Genomic DNA, 21,025 nt, shown 5'->3' on the forward strand with positions numbered 1-21,025 from the left:
ACCGATTCAACCGTCCATTCAAACCGAAACTTAGAAACCGAACCGATTGATCGGCCGGGTTCCGCGATATTGCGGCAAACGATCCGACTCAATGGACACACGTACGTTACGAGGAGACAGCGACATGGCTCAACGCATTCGTCTCGCAGTCGCCGGCGTGGGCAACAACATATCGGCGCTGTTCCAAGGCGTCGAATACTATCGGGCGCTCCACGACCAGGGCATCGACGAGCGTGAGTTCGTCGGCGTCAAGCGGCCGCGCATCGGCGGCATCGGCGTGAGCGACGTCGAGTTCGTCGCCGCATTCGACGTCCATCCGAACAAGGTCGGCCGCCCGTTCGACGCGGCCGTGCTCGCGTCGCCGAACAACTATCCGATGCTCGGCGTGCCGCTGCCCGCGATCGCGTTTCCGGTGGATCAGGGGCTGACGGCCGAAACCGCCGGCGACGGCGACGGCGACGCCGCGTTCAAGCACGTCGTGCGCCGGCTGCGCGAAAGCGAAGCGGAAGTGCTGCTCTATTCGCTGCCGACCGGCCTGCAATGGGCGGCCGAAGCCTATGCGCGCGCGGCGCTCGCCGTCGGCGTCGCGTTCGTCAACTGCACGCCGGAGCGCGTCGCGCGCACGCCCGCGCTGCTCGACGCGTATCAGGCAGCCGGCGTGCCGCTCGTCGGCGACGATCTGGCGAGCCACTTCGGCACGTCCGTCGTCCATCGCGCGCTGCTCGGGCTGCTGAGCGACCGCGGCATCACGCTGCAAAGCTCGTATCAGCTGAACTTCGGCGGCAATGAGGACTTCCGCAACCTGCGCGAGCGCGGCGCAAGCAAGCAGCAGTCGAAGCTGAACGCGCTTGCGCAGGACGGCGTCGATACGTCGCGCGTCGAAGTCATTCCGTCGGCCGGCTACATCGGCCAGTTGAAGGACAACAAGGTCGCGATCGTGAACATCGAGGGCCTCGGCTGGGGCGGCACGCCGGTGCAGCTCGATCTGAAGCTCAAGGTGCAGGATTCGAGCAACGCCGCAGGCGTCATCATCGACCTGATCCGGATCGCCGCCGCGTCGCGCCGCGCGAAGCTCGCCGGTTTTCCGGCGGCGGCCGCGAAGCTGCTGAAGTCGCCCGTCGGCGGACACGACAAGATCACGCCGCAAAGCATCGACGCGAGCTTTCGCACGCTCGACGCGTCCGCCGTTCGAGCATGACGATCGCGCAATCGGAACGCGGCGCCGCGCGCTCCGGCGGCCGCGCTGAGGCGACAGACGCGATCGAAGCCGTTCTGCTCGCGTACGACGGCGTCGATGCGCTCGATCTGTTCGGCGTGCACGCCGTGCTCGCGAAGGCGTCGGCCGTGCCCGCGCCGGATGGCGGCGCGCGGCTGTGCGTCGTGATCGCGGCGGCGTCGCGCGTCGTCACGACATCGTGCGGCGTCGAGCTGGCATGCGGCGCGACGCTCGACGCGCTCGAACGCGCGCATGCGATCGTCGTGCCGGGCGGACGCGGCGCGGCGGACGCGGCCCGGCAGCCGTCGCTCGCGGCGCCGCTCGCCCGCGCGCACGCGCGCGGCGCGGCGATCTACGCCGTGTGCTCGGGGGCGCTCATCGTCGCGGCGTCCGGCGTCGCGAACGGACGACGCCTCGCGATTCATCGCGACAAGCGGCAATCCCTGCGCGACGTCGCGCCGTCCGTCGAACCCGCCGTGGGACTCGTCGCGGACGGCCGCCTATGCTCGGTCGGCGGCGATGCGTCGCCTTCGGCGAAGGCGACCGATCTCGCGTTTCAACTGCTCGCCGATGTCGCACCGTACGCGGTCGCGCCGGTGGCCGCCCGAATGGAGCTGCGCCCGGGCCGCGGCGCGGCGGCCGCGCGGCTGCTGGAGACGGCCGCATGAGCATGCGGCGCGGCACGGTCCTCGTGACGGGCGCGAGCCGCGGCGTCGGCCTCGCGATCGCCGAGGCGCTCGCGCGGCGCGGCTACGATCTCGCGCTGTGGGCGCGGTCCGCGCCCGACCTCGACGCGATCGCGCGACGCCTCGGCGCAACCGGATGCCGGGTCCGTGCGACGGCCGTCGACGTCGGCGACGCCGGCGCGGTCGACGCGGCGGGCCGCGCACTGCGCGCGCAGGATGCGGTGCTCGCGGGCGTCGTCGTCAACGCGGGATGCGGCCGGTGGGCGCGCATCGCCGACACGACGCCCGACGAATGGCGCCGCACGCTGCGCACCAACCTCGACGGCGCGTTCCACACGCTGAAGGCGTGCATTCCGCTGCTCACGGCCGCTCATCCGCTGATCGTCGGCATGATGTCCGACGCAAGCGTGTGGCCGTTCGCCGAGCGCGGCGCGTATTGCGCGTCGAAGGCCGGCCTCTATCAGTTCTTCGACGTCGCGCGGCAGGAGCTGCGCGAGCGCGGCATCCGGATGACCGCCGTGCTGCCGAGCCGCATCGACACGCATTTCCAGGGCGGCCACGCATCGGCCGCGCCGGGCAGCCGTCCCGGCGCGCTCGATGCGGCCGACGTCGCGACGATCGTCGCGGATCTGTTCGACGGCCCGCCTCATATCGAAATCCGCGAGCTGCGCGTGACCGCGTTCGCGTCCAGCTTCGGTCCGTTCCCGGGAGGAAACCCAACGTGACGATCTTCACAGCCGTTCATCCGGCCGGCCATTCGCGGCCGATCGGCAAGTATTCGCCCGCCGTGTCCGTGCCGATCGGCGCGGGACAGCGCCTGCTCTTCATCAGCGGCCAGGTCGCGACCGACGCCGACGGCGCCGTGCTCGCGCCCGGCGATGCCGGCGCGCAGACCGAGGCCGTGTTCGAGCGCCTCGCGCGCATCCTCGACACGGCGGGCGGCGATCTGTCGGCGCTCGTCAACGTCGTGATCTATTTGCGCGACATCGCCGATTTTCCCGCGGTGTCCGCGGTTCGCAACCGCGTGCTCGGCACGCCGCCGCCCGCGAGCACGCTCGTGCAGGTCGCGTCGCTCGCCGAGGCGGGCTGCGTCGTCGAAATCAGCGGAATCGCCGTGATCGGCGAGGACGGCGAACGTGGCTAGCCACGCCGACGCGCCCGCATCGCGCGACGCCGCCACCGCCGACGCAGCCGGCGCAGCCGATCCGCGCGGCCTGCGGGCGACGCTGCCGCGCGTCGCGCGGCAGGCGAGCGTGCTCGTCGTCGGCTCGCTGAACGTCGATCTGCTGCTGTACAGCGACGTGTCGCCGAGCGAAGGCGACTCGCTGCCCGTGCGCGCGATCACGCTGCCGGGCGGCCATGCGGGCAACTGCGCGTCCGCGCTGGCGGCGCTCGGCCTGGCGGTTTCGATCGTCGCGGCCGTCGGCGACGACGCCGACGGCGAGCGGCTGCTCGTCGACCTCGACCAGCGCGGAATCGACACGCGCTTCGTGCGGCGCGTCGCGCACGCGCACACCGGCCGCGCGATCATCCCCGTGCTCGGCCCCGAGCGCCGCAACTACATGCTGCTCGATCGTGGCGCAAACGAATCGCTCACCGCCGACGACGTGCGCGCCGCGCTGTCGGGCGTCGCGCACTGCGACGCGGTCATGCTGTTCGATCCGAGCATCGACGCGCTCGCGCGGACGATCGCGCTCGCGCGCGCGCGCCATCCGGCCGCCGCGCTGTGCTGGACGCCGTCCGGGATGTACTCGCGCGATCCGCTCGCGCTGCCGCTGTTGCCGCGATGCGACGTCGTGTTCGCCAACGCGCGCGAGTTCGCGCATCTGTGCGGGCAGGACGGTCGCGTGCTCGACGCGCTGAATGCGGTCGACGTCGTCGTCACGCTCGGCGAGCGCGGCGCGCTGTCCCGCCATCGCGGCGTCGAGACGCGCGCGCCGGCGCACTCGTGCAAAGTCGTCGATCCGACCGGCGCGGGCGACGCGTTCGCATCGGCGTATCTGCTCGCGCGGCTCGCCGGCCTCGATGCGGCCGGCCGCCTGCGGCTCGGCAACGCGGGCGGCGCATGCGCGGTCGGCACGCGCGGCGCACGCGACGGCCTGCCGACGCTCGACGCGCTGCTCGACGCGACGCTCGGTGGCCCGGGCGGCACATCCGCGCCGCCGCGCGTCGCGATGCCGCCGCGAGCCAAGGAGCCCGCCCATGCGCATGCGGCGAAGCGCTGACGGCTGGCGCGGCCTCATCGGCCGCACGTTCACGCCCGAGCGCGCGGCGAGGCTCGCCGCGGCGATCGTGACCATCGCGCGCGCACAGGACGGCGACGGCCCGCGCGTCGTCGTCGGCTACGACTGTCGCCGTCTCGGACGCCGCACCGCGCAGCTCGTCGCGCGCGCGGCGGGCGACGCGGGCGCGCGCGCCGTGCGCATCGTCGCGCATCTGCCGACGCCGACGGCGTCGTACCTCGTCGGCGCGGGCGACGCCGAGCTCGCGCTGCTCGTCACCGCGAGCCACAACCCGCCCGAATGGAACGGCGTGAAGGCGAAAGGCCGCCCCGGCTGCTCGCTTGATGCCGAGCTCGAACGGCGCGCGGATGAGCTGTTCGACGACTCGGAGCGCGCCGCCGGCGACGCGCGGTTCGGCGAACCGCCCGGCAAGCCTTCCGGCAAAGCCGACGAAGCGCGCGCGGACGATGCCCGCGGTCCCGGCGACGCGATCTTCGAAGAATGCGATGCGTCGCCGTGGATCGACCGACACGTCGCGCATGTGCTGTCGCGCCTGCCCGCGACGCCGGAGCGGCCGCTGCGCGTCGTCGTCGACGGGCTCGGCGGCATCGCGGGCGGCGCGATGCTGCGCCTTTGCGGCGCGCTGCGCTGGTCGGCGACGCCGCTCGGCTGCACGCCGTCCGCGAACTTCGGCGGCGTCGCGCCCGATCCGTCGCTGCCCGCGAGCCGCGGCCGCGCGGCCGACGCGGTGCGCACCGGGCGCGCAGATCTCGGCCTCGTCGTGGACGGCGACGGCGACCGCGTCTATGCGATCGACGGCGACGGGCGCACGGTCGAGCCGCACGAACTGTTCGCGCTGCTGCTCGCGCATCGGCATCGGCGGCGATACGGCCATCCGGAGCGCGGCATCGCGATCACGGCGGCAACGGGCGCGCTGGTGCGCCGGATGTGCGCGCGATGGCACCGCCCCGTCGTCGAGCTGCCGGTCGGCTTCAAGCACCTGTCGCCGCTGCTCGTCGAGGGCCGCATCGACGCGGGCGCCGGCGGCGTCGGCGATCTTGCGTTCGCCGAATTCGGCGTCGACCGCGATCCGTTCGGCGCCGTCGCACTCCTCGCCGACCTGCTCGCGACGAGCGGCCGGCCGCTCGCGTCGCTCGTCTCGGACTTGCGGCATCGCTACGGCCGCTTCGACTGGCACGAGTCGCACGTCGACGGCGACGCCACCGACACGCAGCTGCGCGCCGCCGGCCGGCGCGCGCTCGAACGATGCGGCTTCGACGCACGTACGGCGCGCATCACGACCGTCGACGGCGTCAAGTTTTCGCTCGACAGCGGCGAATGGCTGCTGTTGCGGCCGTCCACGACGGAAGGCGGCATCCGCGTATACGGCGAGCTGCTGAGCGCGCGAGCGGCCGGCGCGGCCACGGCGCTCGCCGCGCACGTCGCCCGCGCGCTCGCCGCCGAGCGAAGCCCGTAGCCGCGCGCCGTCGGAGGAACACCCCGTGCACGATCGCTATCGCCTGATTCTGATCCGCCACGGCCCGACGCCGGACACCGTCGACGGGCGCTTCTGCGGCGCGCGCGACCCGGCGCTCACGGCGCTCGGGCACCGGATGGCGATCGAGACGTCGCGGCATCCGGCGCTGCGCGGCATCGCCGTCGTCGTGACGTCGCCGTCGCTGCGCGCGCGACAGACCGCGCGCCACATCGCCGACGCGAACCGCGTGCCGATCCTCGTCGACGAACGGCTGCGCGAGCTGTCGTTCGGCGCATGGGAAGGACGCGTGCCCGACGACGTGCGCGACGAGCCCGCGTACCGGCGCTGGATCGACGACCCGGCGACCCGCGCGCCGCCCGGCGGAGAAACCGGGCTCGCGGTGCTCGCGCGCGTGACGTCGGCGGTGCGCGACGCGGTCGATGCGTTCGACGACATCGCGCTCGTCACGCACAAATCGCCGATCCGGCTGCTCGCAGCGTTCTACGGCGCGACGCCGCTGTCGCGCTTCAGGCAGATCGCCGGCATCCATGCGTGCTCGGTTTCGCTGATCGTGCGCGACGGAAGCAACATTGCGCTCGGACCGCTCGGCGACACGTCGCATCTGTCGCCCGCGTGGCGAGCCGATCCCGATCATGCATACGCGCCGCCCGACGACGCGCGCGCCCTCGACGCCGCCGCGACGCGCGACGCGTCGCCGCTCACCGGAAGGCGCGACGGATAGCGCCTTCCATCACTCGACAGGAGTTACGCATGCCACGCTCGAAGCGCATCGCCATCATCGCGGGCACCGGGCTCGCCCGCGGCCTCGACGCATTCCTCGGCAACCGCGAGACGATCGAGAACGTGCGGGTCACGTTCGGCCGACGCAGCGGCGCCGTGCTGCATTACACGACGGGCCGAATCGGCGGCGTCGAAGCGATCATCCTGCCGCGGCACGGCCCGACGCTCGAGATTCCCGACCGCAGCCCGGCCGAGCTCGTCGCCGGGCTCGGACACGAAGCGCACATCTGGCACCTGCACGAGCTCGGCGTGCAAGGCGTCTACGCGTTCAACTCGGTGGGTTCGCTCGACCTCGATCTGCCGCTCGCCGCCGACAACGTGTTCCTCGCGCCCGACGACTATGCGCGCGGCCTGTCGAGCGTGTCGCACAGCTTCGGCAAGCTGGCGAAGCACGTGCATCCGTCGATGCGCGAACCGTTCGACGCACGGCTGCGCGCGAACCTCGCGCTCGCGGCCGAGAAAGCGGGCGCGAAGCTGCTGATGGAGGGGCTGTACATCCAGTCGGTCGGCGACGCGTTCGAAAGCGTCGCCGAGGTCGATATGTACCGCCGCGTCTACCAGGGCCGGCGCAACCGGGTGCTCGGCATGACGGCGGGCGCGGAGCTCGTGCTGTGCCGGCAAATGGAGATTCCGTATGCGCTCATCTGCGCGAACTGCAACTGGGCGGAAGGACTCGATCCGCACAACGCGGTGACGCATCCGTTCGTGCTCGCCGGCATGCAGCCCGCGGCGGCGACGCTCGCGAAGATCGCCGAAACCGTGCTGCAGATCGAGGCGGCAGCTTGAGCGGGTTCCGGGCCTTGCGCGCGCGATCGGACGCCGCGTGCGGCGCGTCGCCGTCGGGCGGCAGCGATGCGGTTCAGAAACGGCGCGCGTCGTTTCCGATCGCGTGCGACTGGGCAGCGCCGCGAACGATTCCATCGATTCGACCGTTGCGATGGCCGGCGGCATCGCGCGCGTTGCCTTCGCCTGGCTTGCTTGGCTTGCTTGGCTTGCTTGGCTTGCTTGGCTTGCTTGGCTTGCTTGGCTTGCTTCGCTCATTCGATTCGCATCGCAGCGGCCGATGGCTAACCGCTCAGCACATCGAAGCGCCGCCGCAGCAACGCCGCGCGTTCGAGATCCTTGCGCCGCCCGAACAGCCGCAACATCCGTTCGAGCGCGAGCGGCGACGGCACCGGCACCTTCACGTTCGCGACGGCGACGTACCGCATCGAATCGACGACGACCTCGCGCCACGCGCGGCCGTCGTTGACTTCGAGACGGCCCATCACCTCGACGTCGAGCGGGGCGAAGCCGAACCGCGCGAAGCGCGACCGAAAACGTGCATCGTCGACGGGACGGAATTCGGCGCGGCGCGACGCGGCCCAATGTGCGATCGCGGCGTCTGCGTCGCGCATGCTCGTCAGCACGTCGACGTCCTTCGGCGCGACGTCGACGCCGTACAGCGCGAGCGCGGCGCTGCCGATCACGCACCACGGATCGCGAAACATCGCCGTCATCGCCGGCACCGCCAGCGACAGTGTCTGTTCGAGCGCCGCTTCGACGGATGGTCGAACCATGGTTCCTCCGTGCGGCTGCGAAGCGCGAGGCCGCGCAGCGTGCGTATCGACGAAACGCGACCGCGTTCGGCGGCCGCGACACATCGAAATCCTTACTTTAACGATTTTTGGAGGCGAGCATGACAAGGATCGTCATCACGGGTTCCGCCGGCAAGGCCGGCGCGTTCGTCGTGCGCGAATTCGCCGCGCATGGCTACGACACGCTCGGCGTCGATGTGAAGGCCACCGTCGTATCGAGCGCGCTCGGGCATCTGCCTTCGATGAAGGCCGATTTGCGCGACCTCGGGCAAGCCGTCGAATCGTTCGAAGGCGCGGAGGCGATCGTCCATCTCGCGAACGTGTCGCTGCCCGGCATGTTCCCGCCGGGCAAGACGTTCAGCGACAACCTGACCGTCAACTACAACGTGTTCAGGGCCGCGCGCCTGCTCGGCATCCATTCGATCGTGTGGCTGTCGAGCGCAGCGGTCGTGAACGACCTGTTCGATCCGTCGGGAGAGATCGACGTGCCCGTGACCGAAGATTCGCCCGTGCGCGCGGGCTCCACATACGCGCTGTCGAAAATCGTCACCGAGCAGATGGCCGGCTTTTTTTGCGGCGAACACACGTCGATCGTCGGCCTGCGCGCGCCCGTGATCGAAGACCCGGCCGATTATCCGCACTACACGCAGTACCACGGCGATCCGCAGGCGCGCCGCTGGCATCTGTGGTCGTACATCGACGCGCGCGACCTCGCCCGCGCATGCCGCCTCGCGGTCGAAGTGCGGCCGATCGGCGTGCACAACGTGTTCGTGTCCGCGCGCGACACCGTGATGGCCCAGCCGATCGACGCGCTCTTCAAGCTGCGTTTTCCCGGCGCGCCGGTGCCGGGGCGGCTGCGCGAAAGCGGCAGCTTCTTCGCGCCGGAACACGCGAAGCGACTGTTCGGCTTCGAGCCGATCCATTCGTGGCGCGACGAACGATGAGATGAACGCGAGGTCATCATGAACGCGACGCATTCGAACGGCATTTATTCACTCGACGGACAGCGCGTGCTGATTGTCGGCGGATCGAGCGGCGTCGGACTCGCGCTTGCGCGCGAGGCGACGCGGCTCGGCGCGCAGACGATCATCGTCGGACGGGATCGCGCGCGGCTCGATCGCGCGGCCGCGATCGTCGGTGCGGGCGTGATCGCCGAGGCGGCCGACGTACGCGAGCCGCGCGACGTTCGGCGGCTTGCCGAGCGCATCGGGCGCATCGATCATCTGTGTTTGAGCGTCGCTCACGACATCGCGCCGCATTCGATCGCCGACGATCTCGATACGCTAAAACGGCACTGGGACAGCTTGTTCTGGTCGTCGCTCGTCGTCGTCAAGGAAACGCTCGCGCATCTCGCCGAGACGGGATCGATCACGTTCGTCACGGGGTCGCTGAGCCGCAGGCCGGTGGCGGGAAAATCGCTGTTCACGTCGTCGCAGTGCGCGATCGAAGGCATCGCGCGGGCGCTGGCGGTCGAGCTTGCGCCGCGACGTGTGAATACCGTGATTCCGGGGTTGCTCGATACGCCGCTTTGGAACGCGCTCGATCCGGCGCGGCGCGCGGCGTTTTTTGCAGGGCACGCGGCGAAGCTGCCGGGGAGGCAGATCGGGCGGGCCGAGCATGTGGCCGGGGTGGTGATTGCTTGTATGGTGAATGGGTTTGTGACGGGGGCGGCGTTGACTGTCGATGGGGGGGAGCAGGTTGTTTAGCTGTGGCGCTTCGTGGGAGAAGCTCATTCGAAGTGGCCAACGGGACCGTGCTATCTAGTCGGCCACGTTGGATCGCGACCGGCTCGAGGGTGCGCTGGGCAATGCGCGGTACTGTGCGGCGTCGGACACAATCCGCGGATGACCCTTCGGAATCTGCGCCGTCTTTACGCCCAGCCTCCTGCCGTGCCACTCGAACGCGGGATGGTTTCGCTAGCGACGGCATAACGCCACGCTGATAAAAGAGAATTGGTCTGATGCCAGCAAGTTACTCAATTTATGATCAAAATAATTCAAAAATTACAACATATCTATACAATTTATCACATCAATTAAATGATAAATACTCACAACCAAACTGATGACGACATCACTAAATGTTTCACATAAATTATATTGAAAATCAAAGCGCAAATTAAATCACACACTTGCAATTTCACGCCCACCTCAATCGATCACACCCAACCCATTGAGTGCTCTATTTCGTCCACCCTTTACTCTCATCAGCATTATCGACGGTCCCCGCCGCAAGAAATCCGTGCTGCTCCCAGTCCCATGCCGTACGCTTCTCTACCGGAACCCCTCCAATAGTTACTGCTTTTTTTTCGAAGATAACTTCATATCTTTCACCGGTTTGGCTGTCGTTCTGATTGACCCACGCATCTTCTAACGCAAGGCGCTCTTTGTCTCCGGCACTCAGATCAAGTGAAAAATTACTCGTTAAGTGGCCCATTTGGACAGTTGGATGCGCCCGTCCGAAAACAGGTACATTACCGCTCAGGTCATCCTCTGCGTCTCCCCAATTCATAAGTTCGTGATGCTTCTTCGCATTCTTCCCTAGCGTTTCAACAAATTTCTTCAACTCTTTCCCACTACCATCTCGAGCAAGAAGGAAACGCAGAGGGTGATCATGATCTTTCCATATTTCATTCAAAGCAAATCGTTTAAATCCACTTCTGCAGTTCAGTCCGAGCGGATCTATCCAAGATAATGGATTCAGCGCAAATTGATACAGGTTCAATCCACCCAACAATCGAATGGCATCTTGGCTTATAAAATTCCCGATATGTGTATCGTAGTATCTATGTCTGTTATAGTGCAACCCTGTCTCTACATCATGGAATTGTCCTTGGAACCGCAGCGGTTGATCCAATTCCGCTCGAACCCTTGTTTCATTAGTGCGCCCCCACGCAGCATACTTGCCCTCCCACACGACCGCGCCCAATGAATCGGTAATTCGGGTCGGTGCTCCATTGGGATCGGTGTGGAAGAAATGCCGTGTTGCAGATTCCGAAGCCGACGGCAACGGAGGCGTCGTCTCCGCATGCATGTACCGCATTTCCACTAGTGGCCGAAACGTCCCGGGGTAATAAACCCACTCACGAACTCCACCGAATCCGTCCGCCGGCGCGGTCTGGTCAACCGCATGGGCGAATGCGCGGAGTTGCGGCGGGCCTGTATCTGGATCCGTATTCGACAATAGCCGGTCAACCATCCGGTTCCCATACGTAATCTCGCTTGCGAGCGCATCTCCGTCCCAAAAGAAACAACCGACACGCGAAAGCGATGTCCAATCGGACGTTGCCTCTGGTCCCGAGCCGGTATCGCGCCAAATCTCAGTGCTCTTCTTTATCCGTCGACGGAATGTGTCGTACGCAAAGCGAGTGCGAATACTCACTGTGCCGCCTGAGATTTCCCCTGCGGCTGGCGGTTGACGCACCGTCAGTGTCTCGATCAACAATCCATCGCCGTCCCACCGCAACATCAAGTCCTGGCGCGCGTCCCTTTTACGTATCAGATTGCCAACACGATCGAACGCGTAGTAGCAGCCGTCATATTCGCCTTCGCGTACCCATGTATCGACGCGCTGGTCTTGTCCGACCGCGTTCGTCCGATCGCCCTGGCGAATCCGGGTTTTTAGCAAGTTACCGGCAGCGTCATACAAGAATCGGTGCAGCGTCCCAGTTGGGTCTAGGTGGCTAATCAGCTTGCCCGTCGGGTCATATTCAAAGCGCTCGGTGCCGAGCCGGGAGTCGCACTTGCCGGTCATCTCGCCGTTGACGTCATACTCGTATTCGCTGGCAAACAGCGCACTGGTACCGCCCAGCAATGCTTGCTTCGCAAGCAGCCCGTCAGACGTGTATGACAATTCGCGCCGCAACTCGGCGCCAAGATGCTCGATGCGAATCTGACCAATCGCGTCGCGTTCGAATGTAACCGGCGCAGCATCGTCAATCTGGATCGACGTGATCGCGTCAAGCTCATCATATTCGTACCGGATGGCATGAGTGATCACTCCACATCGGGTGTCGAGTCGGGTCCAGCGCTCGATACGATTGCCGCCTGCATCGTACACGTTGGCGATCGTGAAATCGTCGCCCTGCCGTTCCTCCATGACACGGCCAGCCGCGTCATACGTAAATTCCACCCGCCTGTCCGGGTTCTTCGCGGCAATCAAGTTCCCGACGCGATCATACGAGAACGTTTCAGTCCGGATTCCGTCGGGTTGACGCCGGTCCATCACGCGCTTTTTCACGATACGTCCAAGCACGTCCGTTTCGTAGTCGATCGTCCGTCCGAGTGGATCGATGCTGCGCAGTAGCTCGCTCATCGAGCCATACTCATAGCGGCGCGCCTCCCCCCAGTAATCGATCTCTTCGACGATACGCCCCAACGCATCGCGCTTGAGTTGATACAGTTCGCCGCACTCATTGACGACACCAATCAATTGTTCCTCGGTGTCGTACCGGTATTCGACCATGCCAGCGTCCGCCATCAATCGTTTTTTGACCCGTCCGAGCGCAGAGTACTCAAATTGCGTGACCCGACCGTTCGCACCGACGTAGCGCGTCAGATTGCCATCGACGTCATAACTGCAAGACGTTTCCCGCCCGCCGGGCTCGATTGCTCGTGTCAGGTTGCCGTTTCGGTCATATTCGTAGCGGCTCACTTGGTTCAGTGCATCGGTTATCCGAATTACGTTTGCGCACGCATCGTATGCATACAGGGTGCGGTGTCCAAGTGCATCGGTAATCGCTTCGAGGTTGCCGTCACGATCGTAGCCAAAGCGCGTCACTGCGCCACGAGCTCCCGTATGGGCCACCAGTTTCCCATGCGGGTCGTACTCGTAGTACCGGGTTGCCCGCGAGGGTGTGGCCTGCGCGAGTAAATTACCGCGCTCATCCCATGAGTACCGCCACTGCCACGCAACAGGCGCCGTCACGCATACGGGCCTTTGGTTCGCATTGTATTCAACCCGAATCGCGCTCCCATCCGGCAACGTCTGCACAATCAAACTGCCATACGCGTCATATTCCCAAGCCGTTGTCCGCCCCGCCGAATCGATCACCGCACTCGTGCGCCCCTGCGCGTCATACCGATACCCGGTCACGCCGCCTAGCGGATCAACCTCCGCCACCGGCATCCCGCGCTCGTTCATCTGCGTAACCGTCGTATGCCCGAGCGAATTGGTGACGCGCGTTTCCATCCGCGCGCGGTCGTAGACGAACCGATAGTCGAACAATCCGTTGTCGCCCCAAGCATGATCAACGCGCCACACGCCATCGTCGCCCAACTGGTAGCTGTAATAGAACGACACGCCGCGCGCGCTCGTGTGGCTCACCATCCGATGGCCGGCCGCGTACTCGAAATGATGCGGATGCGCCATCGCGTCGATCGCCGCCGCCAGATTGCGCTCGCGATCATGTTCGTAGCTCACGAGCGGATGCGCGTTCCCGCCCGCATCGATCAACGTCAGCGATGTCAACAGCCCGGCGTGCAGCCCCCTGCCCGTGCCGCACTCGACCAAACGCTCAGTCTGCCCGTCGCACTTCCATTCGACGAGACGCACGAGCCCGCCATACACGTCACGCTCGAACACCCACGCATTGCCGTTGAGATCGGCCATGCGATCGATCGGCAGCGTGAGCCGCGACTCGCTGTCGAGCGCCGCGACTGCATCTCGCCAACGAGAAGGCAGCACGAACCCGTATTCGATACCCTCACGCGTGCGCAGCACCATCCGCCCATCGTCGCAATACAACGCATGCCCATGCTGCCAGTCATACGTGCGCGCCGGCCAACCGTCGCCCGCCGGCACCACGTCGAAAGCGGTCGCATGATCCGGAAAATACGCAGCCGCGCCGATCCCGTCTTCATTGCGCATCAGTTCGAGCCGGATATCGGCCGGCGTCTGCCAGCCGAAACCGACAGCACCCGCATGACGATCGTGGCTCGCGTAATATCGGTCCCACACGAGCGGCAAACGGCCGGACACGGTGAAGTCGTTCTGCTGCAAAACGACTTCACCAGTCGTCACGTCGACCGGCTCCGCCTTCAGCACCGTGCATCGCAAGAACCCCGACTTCAGATGCAGTTTGTCCGCAAGCTTCTTCGCCCACTTCGATCCCTGAAACGCCTTGAACATCCCCTTGGCGGCCGCCGCCATGTTCATCACCGGCGGCCCGCCGATGAGCACCGGCCGCCCGGCGGGAATCGGCAGCATCACCGAACTCGGCATCGACAGATGCGTGCGCGCCGTATGCGCACCATTGTGCGGCGGCGGCTCGATCCCTTCGGCCCAGCAACTCATCGCGGACAGCGCCATGTACGAAAACGGATCGTTGTTCGCGAGCACGGTGCGGCTGCCCATGTACGATTCGGCGTCGTCGGACGGCAGCGGATCGGGCGGCGCGAACGTTTCGCCCAGCGGGAAGTGCAAGCCCGGCACATGAAACGAATGCGTGCCCGCCGTCGCGCGCATCAGCCCGTTCACGAAGATCGGCCTGCCGGCGGTCGCGCCCGCCCCGACGCCCGCGCCCATCGCGTTCGCCGCGTCCCCTTTGATCGACGATACGTCGCGATTGAGCTTCAGCGCCTCCGCGATCATCGGATTGCTCGTGACCTTCTTCATCTGGTCATCGAGCGAATCGAACGTATCGGTCAATTTCTCGACGTCGTCGGGATGATCCTTCAGATATTCCAGCACCGCGTCTTCGGCGATTGCCATCGCAATGCTGCCGATCACGCCCTTCGCCGCCTCGACGTATTCCCGCAGATCGAGCATGAAGCCGATGTGCGGATGCGGCAAGAACACGGGAGGCAGACCCGGCGTGACGATCACGGAATGCACGTCGACGCCGACGACGGGATCGAGATGCTTGACGGCCGGCAGCGCCATGTTTTCCGCTCCTTGCTCGCGCTCAGCGTCCGCCGCGCAGCGCCGCGACCTTGTCGCTCAGCTCGCTGCGGCGTCGGTCGAATGCGCCGACCTGCTTGACCATCCATTCGACGACGAGCCGCAAGTTGCTGTTCAAGCGCATCGATTCGTCGATCAGAAGTCCCGCGTCGAGCGCGTTGAAGCCCGCCTCCAATGCGTGCTCGCGCTCGCCCGCCTTCTCCCAGCACACCGCGCTCATGCGCCATGCCTCGACGGTCATCAGCGCGTCCTGCGCAGCCGTCGTCGACGCCGCCGCGCGCTCGTAGCAATACGCGGCCGGCGCGAAATCCTTGTGCGTCAGATGCACGCTCGCTTCGCCGAACAGTCCGTTCGCGACGAGCTTGTGCCCCGCCGGATGCGCTGCGCCGACCGCGCGCTCGCCGCTTTCGGTCGCTTGCCGATAAGCGTCGAGCGCGCGTTCGTGGTCACGCCACTTCAGATACGCCGCGCCCGCGATCAAATGCACGACCACGCACTGATCGAACCACTGCTCGCGCGCCGCGATCTGCAACGCCGCCGCGCGCAATCGTTCGAGCCGCGCCGGATTGCCGTCGCCGATCGTCTCGCTCAGCTCAACGAACAGTCGCCTGAATTCGCCGTTCGGTCCGCGCTCGCCGGATTCCGCGAGCAATTCGCGCGGTACGCTCGCCATCATGTAACGTCCCTTTACGATGCGGGCGGTGCTCGAATGTTGCTGTTGCAATGGCTTGAACGGTTCGGCATCGATGCGCGGCAACACGAATCGCACGCGCGCGCCGAGTCTCGACGAGGATTCGATGACGTCGAGCAGTGCGCCGAGCCAGCGCGCAAGCGCCGCATCGTCTCGAACCTGTGCAGGCTGCAACGCGAAAACCATCGCCGGAAAGATCTCCGGATGGTGATGCATCAAGCTGTCGGCCACGGTCAGAAAGCGTAGAATCGGATGTCCGCCGTCATCGCGAGGCGGTTGCCAATCCGCACGCAGTCCTTGTGCGTTCGATGCCTCGCGCCGGCTGTCGTAAAACCCGACGAGTTCGTCCGTCAGCGCCTGCGCGTAGCGCGCTTCATCGACGAAATCCGAGCGCATGACGATCACCGCGCTCGCCATCTCCTCCTGCGTCTGGAAATAAAGCTGCACGAGCTGCGCGTCGGCTTCGTTCGTTTGCCAGATCATCAGCCTTGCGGCGCGATCCTTCGCAAAGCTCTGCCAATCCGTGTGCGCATCCATGAACCTGCGCTCCACGGGGTTCGTGGGTTGCCAGTTCTGCATGATTCTCGCGCCCCGTCAGGGGTTCAGTTTCAGTATCGTGCCTTCCACCGTGTGCTCGCCCGTCGCCGACGATGTCACCGTCTTGCCGCGCACGCTATGGCTTCCGCTAGCGCTCGATTCCACCGTGACGCCGTTGATCACGATCGTGCCGTCCTTCTTCAGCGTGATGCTGGCATTGCCGCAAACGAGCGCGATCTGATCGCCCGCGCCGACATGCACGTTGTTCTTCACGTTCATCGCGTGACTCGCGCCGACGTTCACCGTCTGCGATTGGCCGACGTTGAGCACGTGCGCGCCCTTGATCGTCGACGTTCGTGCACCGATCTCCTCCGCGTGATGTTCGGCGACGGTCGTCTTCATGCTTTTCGAATGCGTCTGATAGTGCGTAGTGACGTTCAGCGTCTTGCCCTGTCCGATCGATTCGGTCTTGTCTTTCGCGACCGTCTCCACGTGATTGCCGCCGATCGTCGCTTCGCGATTCGCGCCGATCGTCACCGCTTCGTTCTGGCCGACCTGCCTCGTGCGATTGCCTGCGACGCCATGCGTCTCGTTTCCCCCGATTTGCGCGACGCGATGCTGCCCGACGTTGATCGTTTCGTTCTGCCCAACGCTCCGCTGCCGGTTGTTCGCGACGCTCATCGTCTCGTTGTTGCCGACCGAATGCGCATGATCGTGCCCGACCGAAAGCGTGTGATCCTGCTCCGTCTCCGCGTCGAAATTGCGCTCCGCATGCATCCACAATTGCTCCGCGCCCTTCTTGTCCTCGAAGCGAAACGCGTTCGAATGCTCGGTCGTGCCGCCCGGCGACGAGCGCGACAGCAGCCCGCTTTGCGTCGCGCTCGCGGGCAAGCCCCACGGCGGCATCTTTTCGCCGTTGTACACGCGGCCCGTCACGATCGGCTGATCCGGATCGCCGTTCAGAAAGTCGACGACCACTTCGTCGCCGATGCGCGGAATCTGCACGCCGCCGAAGCCGCTGCCCGCCCACGGATTCGACACGCGCACCCAGCACGACGAGTTCTGATCGCTCTGTCCGTAGCGGTCCCAACGAAATTGCAGCTTCACGCGTCCGTACTGGTCCGTCCAGATTTCCTCGCCCTTCGGGCCGACGACGGTCGCCGTCTGCGGGCCGTTCGTGCGCGGCCGCGGCGTCGCGCGCAGCGATCGATACGGCAGGCTCGAAGGCTGCACGAGCACTTGCGATTCGTGCACGACCGCTTCGTTGCCGCTGTCGGTCGCGTACGCGTTCTCCTGAAACCGATACTGGCAGCGCACGATCAGGTACTCGCGATTCTGGTCGGCGCGCGGGCAGTGTTCGAGCGTAAACAGATAGCCGGGCGCGACGCCGCGCACGTCGGTGCGCGCGAGCGCGCGCTCGTGCTCGGCCTGCAGCTCCTCGAGCCGCACGCGGCTGTAGTGCGCGCCCGGCTCGTCGTCGCGATAGCCGCCGGGCCATTCGAACGACGCGAAGCTGTCATGATCGTGGCCGCGCGGATCGATCTTCTGCGCGGACAGATCCGCGCGCGGCTTCGTGTAGTCGTAGTCGCTCGTCTCGTGCTTGCCGATGCTCACTTCCTGCGCGGGCAGCCAGCTGTCGATGTGCTCTTCGTCGGCGATCGCGGTGCGGTCGCGCGCGATGAACGGGATTTTTTCGTAGCCGGGCAGCGCGACGTGCGACGACATCGCATCGCACAGCATCAGCGTATGCGTCTGCGCCGCGTGCTTGAAGTCGTAATAGATGCCTTCGAATTCCATCAGCCGCGACACGAACGCCGCGTCGGTCTCGTTGTACTGCACGCAGTATTCGCGTGACGCATACGTTTCGGTCAGGTGGTTTTCGATCGGGAATCCGTACGATGCAAGTACTTCCTGCACGATCTCCGGCACTGTCTTGTTCTGGAAGATCCGGCAATCGGAGCGCCGCGTCGCGAGCCACAGCCACGGGCGCACGATCAGCTGATAGCCGTAATGCCGCTCCGCGCGCCGCCCGACGAGCGACGCGCGCGCGACGATCCCGTTCAGATAGCGCTCCGATTCGTTCTGCTGCCGGATGCGCACCGTCACCGGCTTGCCGAGCAGCTCCTTCAGCGACAGGCTGTGGTTGTCCGCGAGCGCTTCGATCCGGAATTCGAACAATCGCCCGAGCGCTTCCTCGCCGTAGAGCCGGTGGAACTTCAGGGCGTCTCCGTGCAGGCTGTCGAGTGTGAACACGCGGGTCACGTTGCCTCCTCCTCTTCGAATCGATAAACGAACTGGCCTTCGTCCGCGCTCACTTCGATCCCCGACAGCGCGCGCCCTTCGATCGTCGCGCGCAGGATCTCCTGGCTGATGCGCGGCAGCACCGTGTGCGTGAGGATCGCGTCGACCATCCGGCCGCCGGATTCGATCGTCCGGCAGCGCTCGACGATCAGCGTGGTCGCCGAATCGGCGCAGTGCAGTTCGATCCCGTGATGCGCTTCGATGCGGCGCTCGATGCGTTCGAGTTGCAACGCGACGATCCGCGCGAGCATCTCGTCGGTCAGCGGGTAATACGGCACGACGGTCAGGCGTCCCAACAACGCGGCGGGAAACACTTCGCGCAGCGGCGCGCGCAGCGCGTCGGTCAATGTCTGCGCATCGGGCAAACGCTGCGGATCGCGGCACAGCTGCATCACGCGCTCGGAGCCGACGTTCGACGTGAGGATGATCACCGTGTTGCGAAAATCGATGTAGCGCCCTTCGCCGTCTTCCATCCAGCCCTTGTCGAACACCTGAAAGAAGATTTCGTGCACGTCGCGGTGCGCCTTCTCGATCTCGTCGAGCAGCACGACGCTGTATGGCCGCCGCCGCACCGCTTCGGTCAGCACGCCGCCCTGCCCGTAGCCGACGTAGCCGGGCGGCGCGCCCTTCAGCGTCGACACCGTGTGCGCCTCCTGAAACTCGCTCATGTTGATCGTGATCGCGTTGTGCTCGCCGCCGTACAGCATGTCGGCGAGCGCAAGCGCGGTCTCGGTCTTGCCGACGCCGGACGGCCCGCACAGCAGGAATACGCCGTGCGGCTTCGCCGGATCGTCGAGCCGCGCGCGCGCGGTCTGAATGCGTTGCGCGATCAGCTCGACCGCGTGCCGCTGGCCGACGACGCGCTCGGCGAGCGTATCGGCAAGCTTCAGCACCGATTGCATCTCGTCGCGCACCATCCGGCCGAGCGGGATGCCGGTCCAGTCGGATACGACGGCGGCGACCGCGTGCGTGTCGACTGCGGGCAGCACGAGCGGCGTCTCGCCCTGTAGCTCGGCCAGCTCGCGCAACGCGGCCGAGAGCCTCGCCTGTACGTCGGCGCGCGCCGTTGCATCGAGCGCGCGCGACGGATCGTTGTCGAGCAGCGAAGCACGCCAGTCGATGATCTTGTCGAGCGCGTCGCGCTCCGCCTGCCAGCGCGCATCGAGCGCATCGAGCACGGTCTGTTCGCTCGCAATCGACGCATCGATCGCATCGAGCCGCGATGCATCGCCCGCGCCGAGCGCGCACTCGCGCCCGATCAGTTCGCGCTCGACGCGCAAGCTGTCGATGCGCCGCCGCGCATCCTCGATCGGCGCGGGCACCGCATGCTGGCTCACCGCGACACGCGCGCACGCGGTGTCGAGCAGGCTGATCGCCTTGTCGGGCAACTGCCGCGCCGGAATGTAACGATGCGACAGCGTAACGGCCGCCTGCAGCGCGTCGTCGAGCACGAGCACGCGGTGGTGCGCTTCGAGCTTCGCGGCGAGCCCGCGCAACATCGTCAACGCCGCGGCCTCTTCCGGCTCGCGCACCTGCACGAGCTGGAAGCGCCGCGTCAGCGCCGGGTCTTTCTCGATGTACTGCTTGTATTCGGACCACGTCGTCGCGCCGATCGTGCGCAAGAGCCCGCGCGCGAGCGCCGGCTTCAGCAGGTTCGCCGCGTCGCCCGTGCCCGCCGCGCCGCCCGCGCCGACGAGCGTGTGCACTTCATCGATGAACAGGATCACCGGCCGCTCGCTCGAGCTCGCCTCGTCGATCACGCCGCGCAGGCGGCTCTCGAATTCGCCCTTCACGCTCGCGCCGGCCTGCAGCAAGCCGATGTCGAGCAGATACAGCTCCACGTCGCGCAGCGGCGGCGGCACGTCGCCCGCGACGATGCGCAGCGCGAAGCCTTCGGCGAGCGCGGTCTTGCCGACGCCGGCCTCGCCGACGAGCAGCGGATTGTTCTGCCGGCGCCGCAGCAGGATGTCGACGATCTGGCGAATCTCGCTGTCGCGGCCGACGACCGGATCGATCTCGCCCGCACGCGCACGCGCGGTCAAATCGACCGCGTAGCGCGCGAGCGCCGAGCCTTCGCGCGCCGAAGCCGGCTGCGCGCCGCCGCCCGCCGATGCGCGCGCGGCGGGCGGCGGCGCTTCCGGCGAACCGTTGACGATCTGTTCGAGTTCGTTGGCGAGCACGTCCGGCACGATCCGTTCGAAGTCGCGCGAGACCGCGTACAGCACGTTGCGCAGTTGCGTCGTCTTGACGATCGCGAGCAGCAGCATCGCGCTGCGGATTTGCGTCGCGTCGTACTTGAGCGTCGCGTAGACCCACGCGCGCTCGACCGCATCGTCGATGTGCGCGGACAGATCGGACACCGAACCTGCGCCGCGCGGCAGCCGGTCGAGCGCCGCGACGATCCCGCGATCCACCGACGCCGCATCGATGTCGAAGCGGCGCAGGATCCGGTGCAGGTCGCTGTCCGGGCGCTGGAGCATCTGGTTCAGCCAATGCACGAGCTCGACATAAGGATTGCCGCGCAGCCGGCAGAAGCCGGTCGCCTGTTCCAGCGTCTCGTAGAGAAAAGCATTCAGTTTTCCGAACAAGGTCACTCGGCCGATATCGGACATGGCGG

Annotated in this window: 15 protein-coding genes; 10 read left to right on the forward strand and 5 right to left on the reverse strand. The window is 66.3% G+C overall.

Annotated features, from left to right (window positions below):
• Positions 1–124 precede the first annotated feature (124 nt).
• The 8 genes from WS62_RS04035 to WS62_RS04070 are packed head-to-tail and all read left to right on the forward strand — an operon-like array spanning position 125 to position 7,188.
• Positions 125–1,198, forward strand: a complete 1,074-nt coding sequence (locus WS62_RS04035) for an inositol-3-phosphate synthase (RefSeq protein ID WP_066568060.1) — start codon at positions 125–127, stop codon at positions 1,196–1,198.
• Entirely contained in the window at positions 1,195–1,884 is a 690-nt protein-coding gene (locus tag WS62_RS04040) for a DJ-1/PfpI family protein (RefSeq protein ID WP_066568063.1), read from the forward strand. Before WS62_RS04035 ends, WS62_RS04040 begins: the two co-directional genes overlap by 4 nt.
• Positions 1,881–2,627: an SDR family NAD(P)-dependent oxidoreductase gene (locus tag WS62_RS04045; protein WP_066568066.1), complete on the forward strand. Its 747-nt coding sequence runs from the start codon at positions 1,881–1,883 to the stop codon at positions 2,625–2,627. The genes WS62_RS04040 and WS62_RS04045 overlap by 4 nt, the downstream gene beginning before the upstream one ends.
• Entirely contained in the window at positions 2,624–3,046 is a 423-nt protein-coding gene (locus tag WS62_RS04050) for a RidA family protein (RefSeq protein WP_066486195.1), read from the forward strand. Before WS62_RS04045 ends, WS62_RS04050 begins: the two co-directional genes overlap by 4 nt.
• Complete coding sequence (locus WS62_RS04055) at positions 3,039–4,127, forward strand: carbohydrate kinase family protein (RefSeq protein WP_066568069.1); 1,089 nt, start codon at positions 3,039–3,041, stop codon at positions 4,125–4,127. The genes WS62_RS04050 and WS62_RS04055 overlap by 8 nt, the downstream gene beginning before the upstream one ends.
• Positions 4,111–5,601 carry a phosphoglucomutase gene (locus WS62_RS04060; RefSeq protein WP_231748184.1) on the forward strand — a complete coding sequence of 497 codons (1,491 nt, stop codon included), beginning with the start codon at positions 4,111–4,113 and terminating at the stop codon, positions 5,599–5,601. The genes WS62_RS04055 and WS62_RS04060 overlap by 17 nt, the downstream gene beginning before the upstream one ends.
• A 25-nt stretch (positions 5,602–5,626) precedes the next feature.
• A complete protein-coding gene (locus tag WS62_RS04065; RefSeq protein WP_066568081.1) occupies positions 5,627–6,343 on the forward strand; it encodes a histidine phosphatase family protein in 717 nt (238 codons plus the stop codon).
• 29 nt (positions 6,344–6,372) lie between these two features.
• Complete coding sequence (locus WS62_RS04070; protein WP_066568083.1) at positions 6,373–7,188, forward strand: phosphorylase family protein; 816 nt, start codon at positions 6,373–6,375, stop codon at positions 7,186–7,188.
• A 281-nt stretch (positions 7,189–7,469) separates the two neighbouring features.
• Here WS62_RS04070 and WS62_RS04075 read toward each other — a convergent pair whose 3' ends face one another.
• Positions 7,470–7,961, reverse strand: coding sequence for a hypothetical protein (locus tag WS62_RS04075; protein WP_066568086.1), 492 nt, complete (start codon positions 7,959–7,961; stop codon positions 7,470–7,472).
• Between the two features lie 119 nt (positions 7,962–8,080).
• Here WS62_RS04075 and WS62_RS04080 point away from each other — a divergent pair, with 119 nt between their 5' ends.
• Positions 8,081–8,923, forward strand: coding sequence for an NAD-dependent epimerase/dehydratase family protein (locus WS62_RS04080; protein ID WP_066568087.1), 843 nt, complete (start codon positions 8,081–8,083; stop codon positions 8,921–8,923).
• An 18-nt stretch (positions 8,924–8,941) separates the two neighbouring features.
• Positions 8,942–9,685, forward strand: coding sequence for an SDR family oxidoreductase (locus WS62_RS04085; RefSeq protein ID WP_066568089.1), 744 nt, complete (start codon positions 8,942–8,944; stop codon positions 9,683–9,685).
• Between the two features lie 475 nt (positions 9,686–10,160).
• Here the strand turns inward: WS62_RS04085 and WS62_RS04090 are convergent, their stop codons facing one another.
• From WS62_RS04090 to tssH, 4 genes are read right to left on the reverse strand one after another with little or no spacing between them, the layout of a single operon-like run.
• Positions 10,161–14,861 carry an RHS repeat-associated core domain-containing protein gene (locus WS62_RS04090; protein ID WP_082720680.1) on the reverse strand — a complete coding sequence of 1,567 codons (4,701 nt, stop codon included), beginning with the start codon at positions 14,859–14,861 and terminating at the stop codon, positions 10,161–10,163.
• A gap of 22 nt (positions 14,862–14,883) precedes the next feature.
• Positions 14,884–16,149 (reverse strand): hypothetical protein, encoded by a 1,266-nt coding sequence (locus tag WS62_RS04095; RefSeq protein ID WP_066568092.1) that lies wholly within the window; start codon positions 16,147–16,149, stop codon positions 14,884–14,886.
• A gap of 15 nt (positions 16,150–16,164) precedes the next feature.
• A complete protein-coding gene (locus WS62_RS04100) occupies positions 16,165–18,369 on the reverse strand; it encodes a type VI secretion system Vgr family protein (protein WP_066568095.1) in 2,205 nt (734 codons plus the stop codon).
• On the reverse strand, positions 18,366–21,020 hold the full coding sequence (gene tssH / locus WS62_RS04105) for a type VI secretion system ATPase TssH (protein WP_066568098.1): 2,655 nt from the start codon (positions 21,018–21,020) through the stop codon (positions 18,366–18,368). The genes WS62_RS04100 and tssH overlap by 4 nt, the downstream gene beginning before the upstream one ends.
• Positions 21,021–21,025: the final 5 nt, after the last annotated feature.

Origin of the sequence: Burkholderia sp. ABCPW 14 (genome assembly GCF_001523835.1) — a bacterium.
GTDB lineage: Bacteria > Pseudomonadota > Gammaproteobacteria > Burkholderiales > Burkholderiaceae > Burkholderia > Burkholderia mayonis.

Excerpts from the sequence above, each read along its gene's own strand:
- WS62_RS04035 (WP_066568060.1), top strand. The coding sequence starts at position 125 with ATGGCTCAACGCATTCGTCTCGCAGTCGCCGGCGTGGGCAACAACATA.
- WS62_RS04040 (WP_066568063.1), top strand. The coding sequence starts at position 1,195 with ATGACGATCGCGCAATCGGAACGCGGCGCCGCGCGCTCCGGCGGCCGC.
- WS62_RS04045 (WP_066568066.1), top strand. The coding sequence starts at position 1,881 with ATGAGCATGCGGCGCGGCACGGTCCTCGTGACGGGCGCGAGCCGCGGC.
- WS62_RS04060 (WP_231748184.1), top strand. The coding sequence starts at position 4,111 with ATGCGGCGAAGCGCTGACGGCTGGCGCGGCCTCATCGGCCGCACGTTC.
- WS62_RS04070 (WP_066568083.1), top strand. The coding sequence starts at position 6,373 with ATGCCACGCTCGAAGCGCATCGCCATCATCGCGGGCACCGGGCTCGCC.
- WS62_RS04075 (WP_066568086.1), bottom strand. The coding sequence starts at position 7,961 with ATGGTTCGACCATCCGTCGAAGCGGCGCTCGAACAGACACTGTCGCTG.
- WS62_RS04080 (WP_066568087.1), top strand. The coding sequence starts at position 8,081 with ATGACAAGGATCGTCATCACGGGTTCCGCCGGCAAGGCCGGCGCGTTC.
- WS62_RS04085 (WP_066568089.1), top strand. The coding sequence starts at position 8,942 with ATGAACGCGACGCATTCGAACGGCATTTATTCACTCGACGGACAGCGC.
- WS62_RS04090 (WP_082720680.1), bottom strand. The coding sequence starts at position 14,861 with ATGGCGCTGCCGGCCGTCAAGCATCTCGATCCCGTCGTCGGCGTCGAC.
- WS62_RS04095 (WP_066568092.1), bottom strand. The coding sequence starts at position 16,149 with ATGCAGAACTGGCAACCCACGAACCCCGTGGAGCGCAGGTTCATGGAT.
- tssH (WP_066568098.1), bottom strand. The coding sequence starts at position 21,020 with ATGTCCGATATCGGCCGAGTGACCTTGTTCGGAAAACTGAATGCTTTT.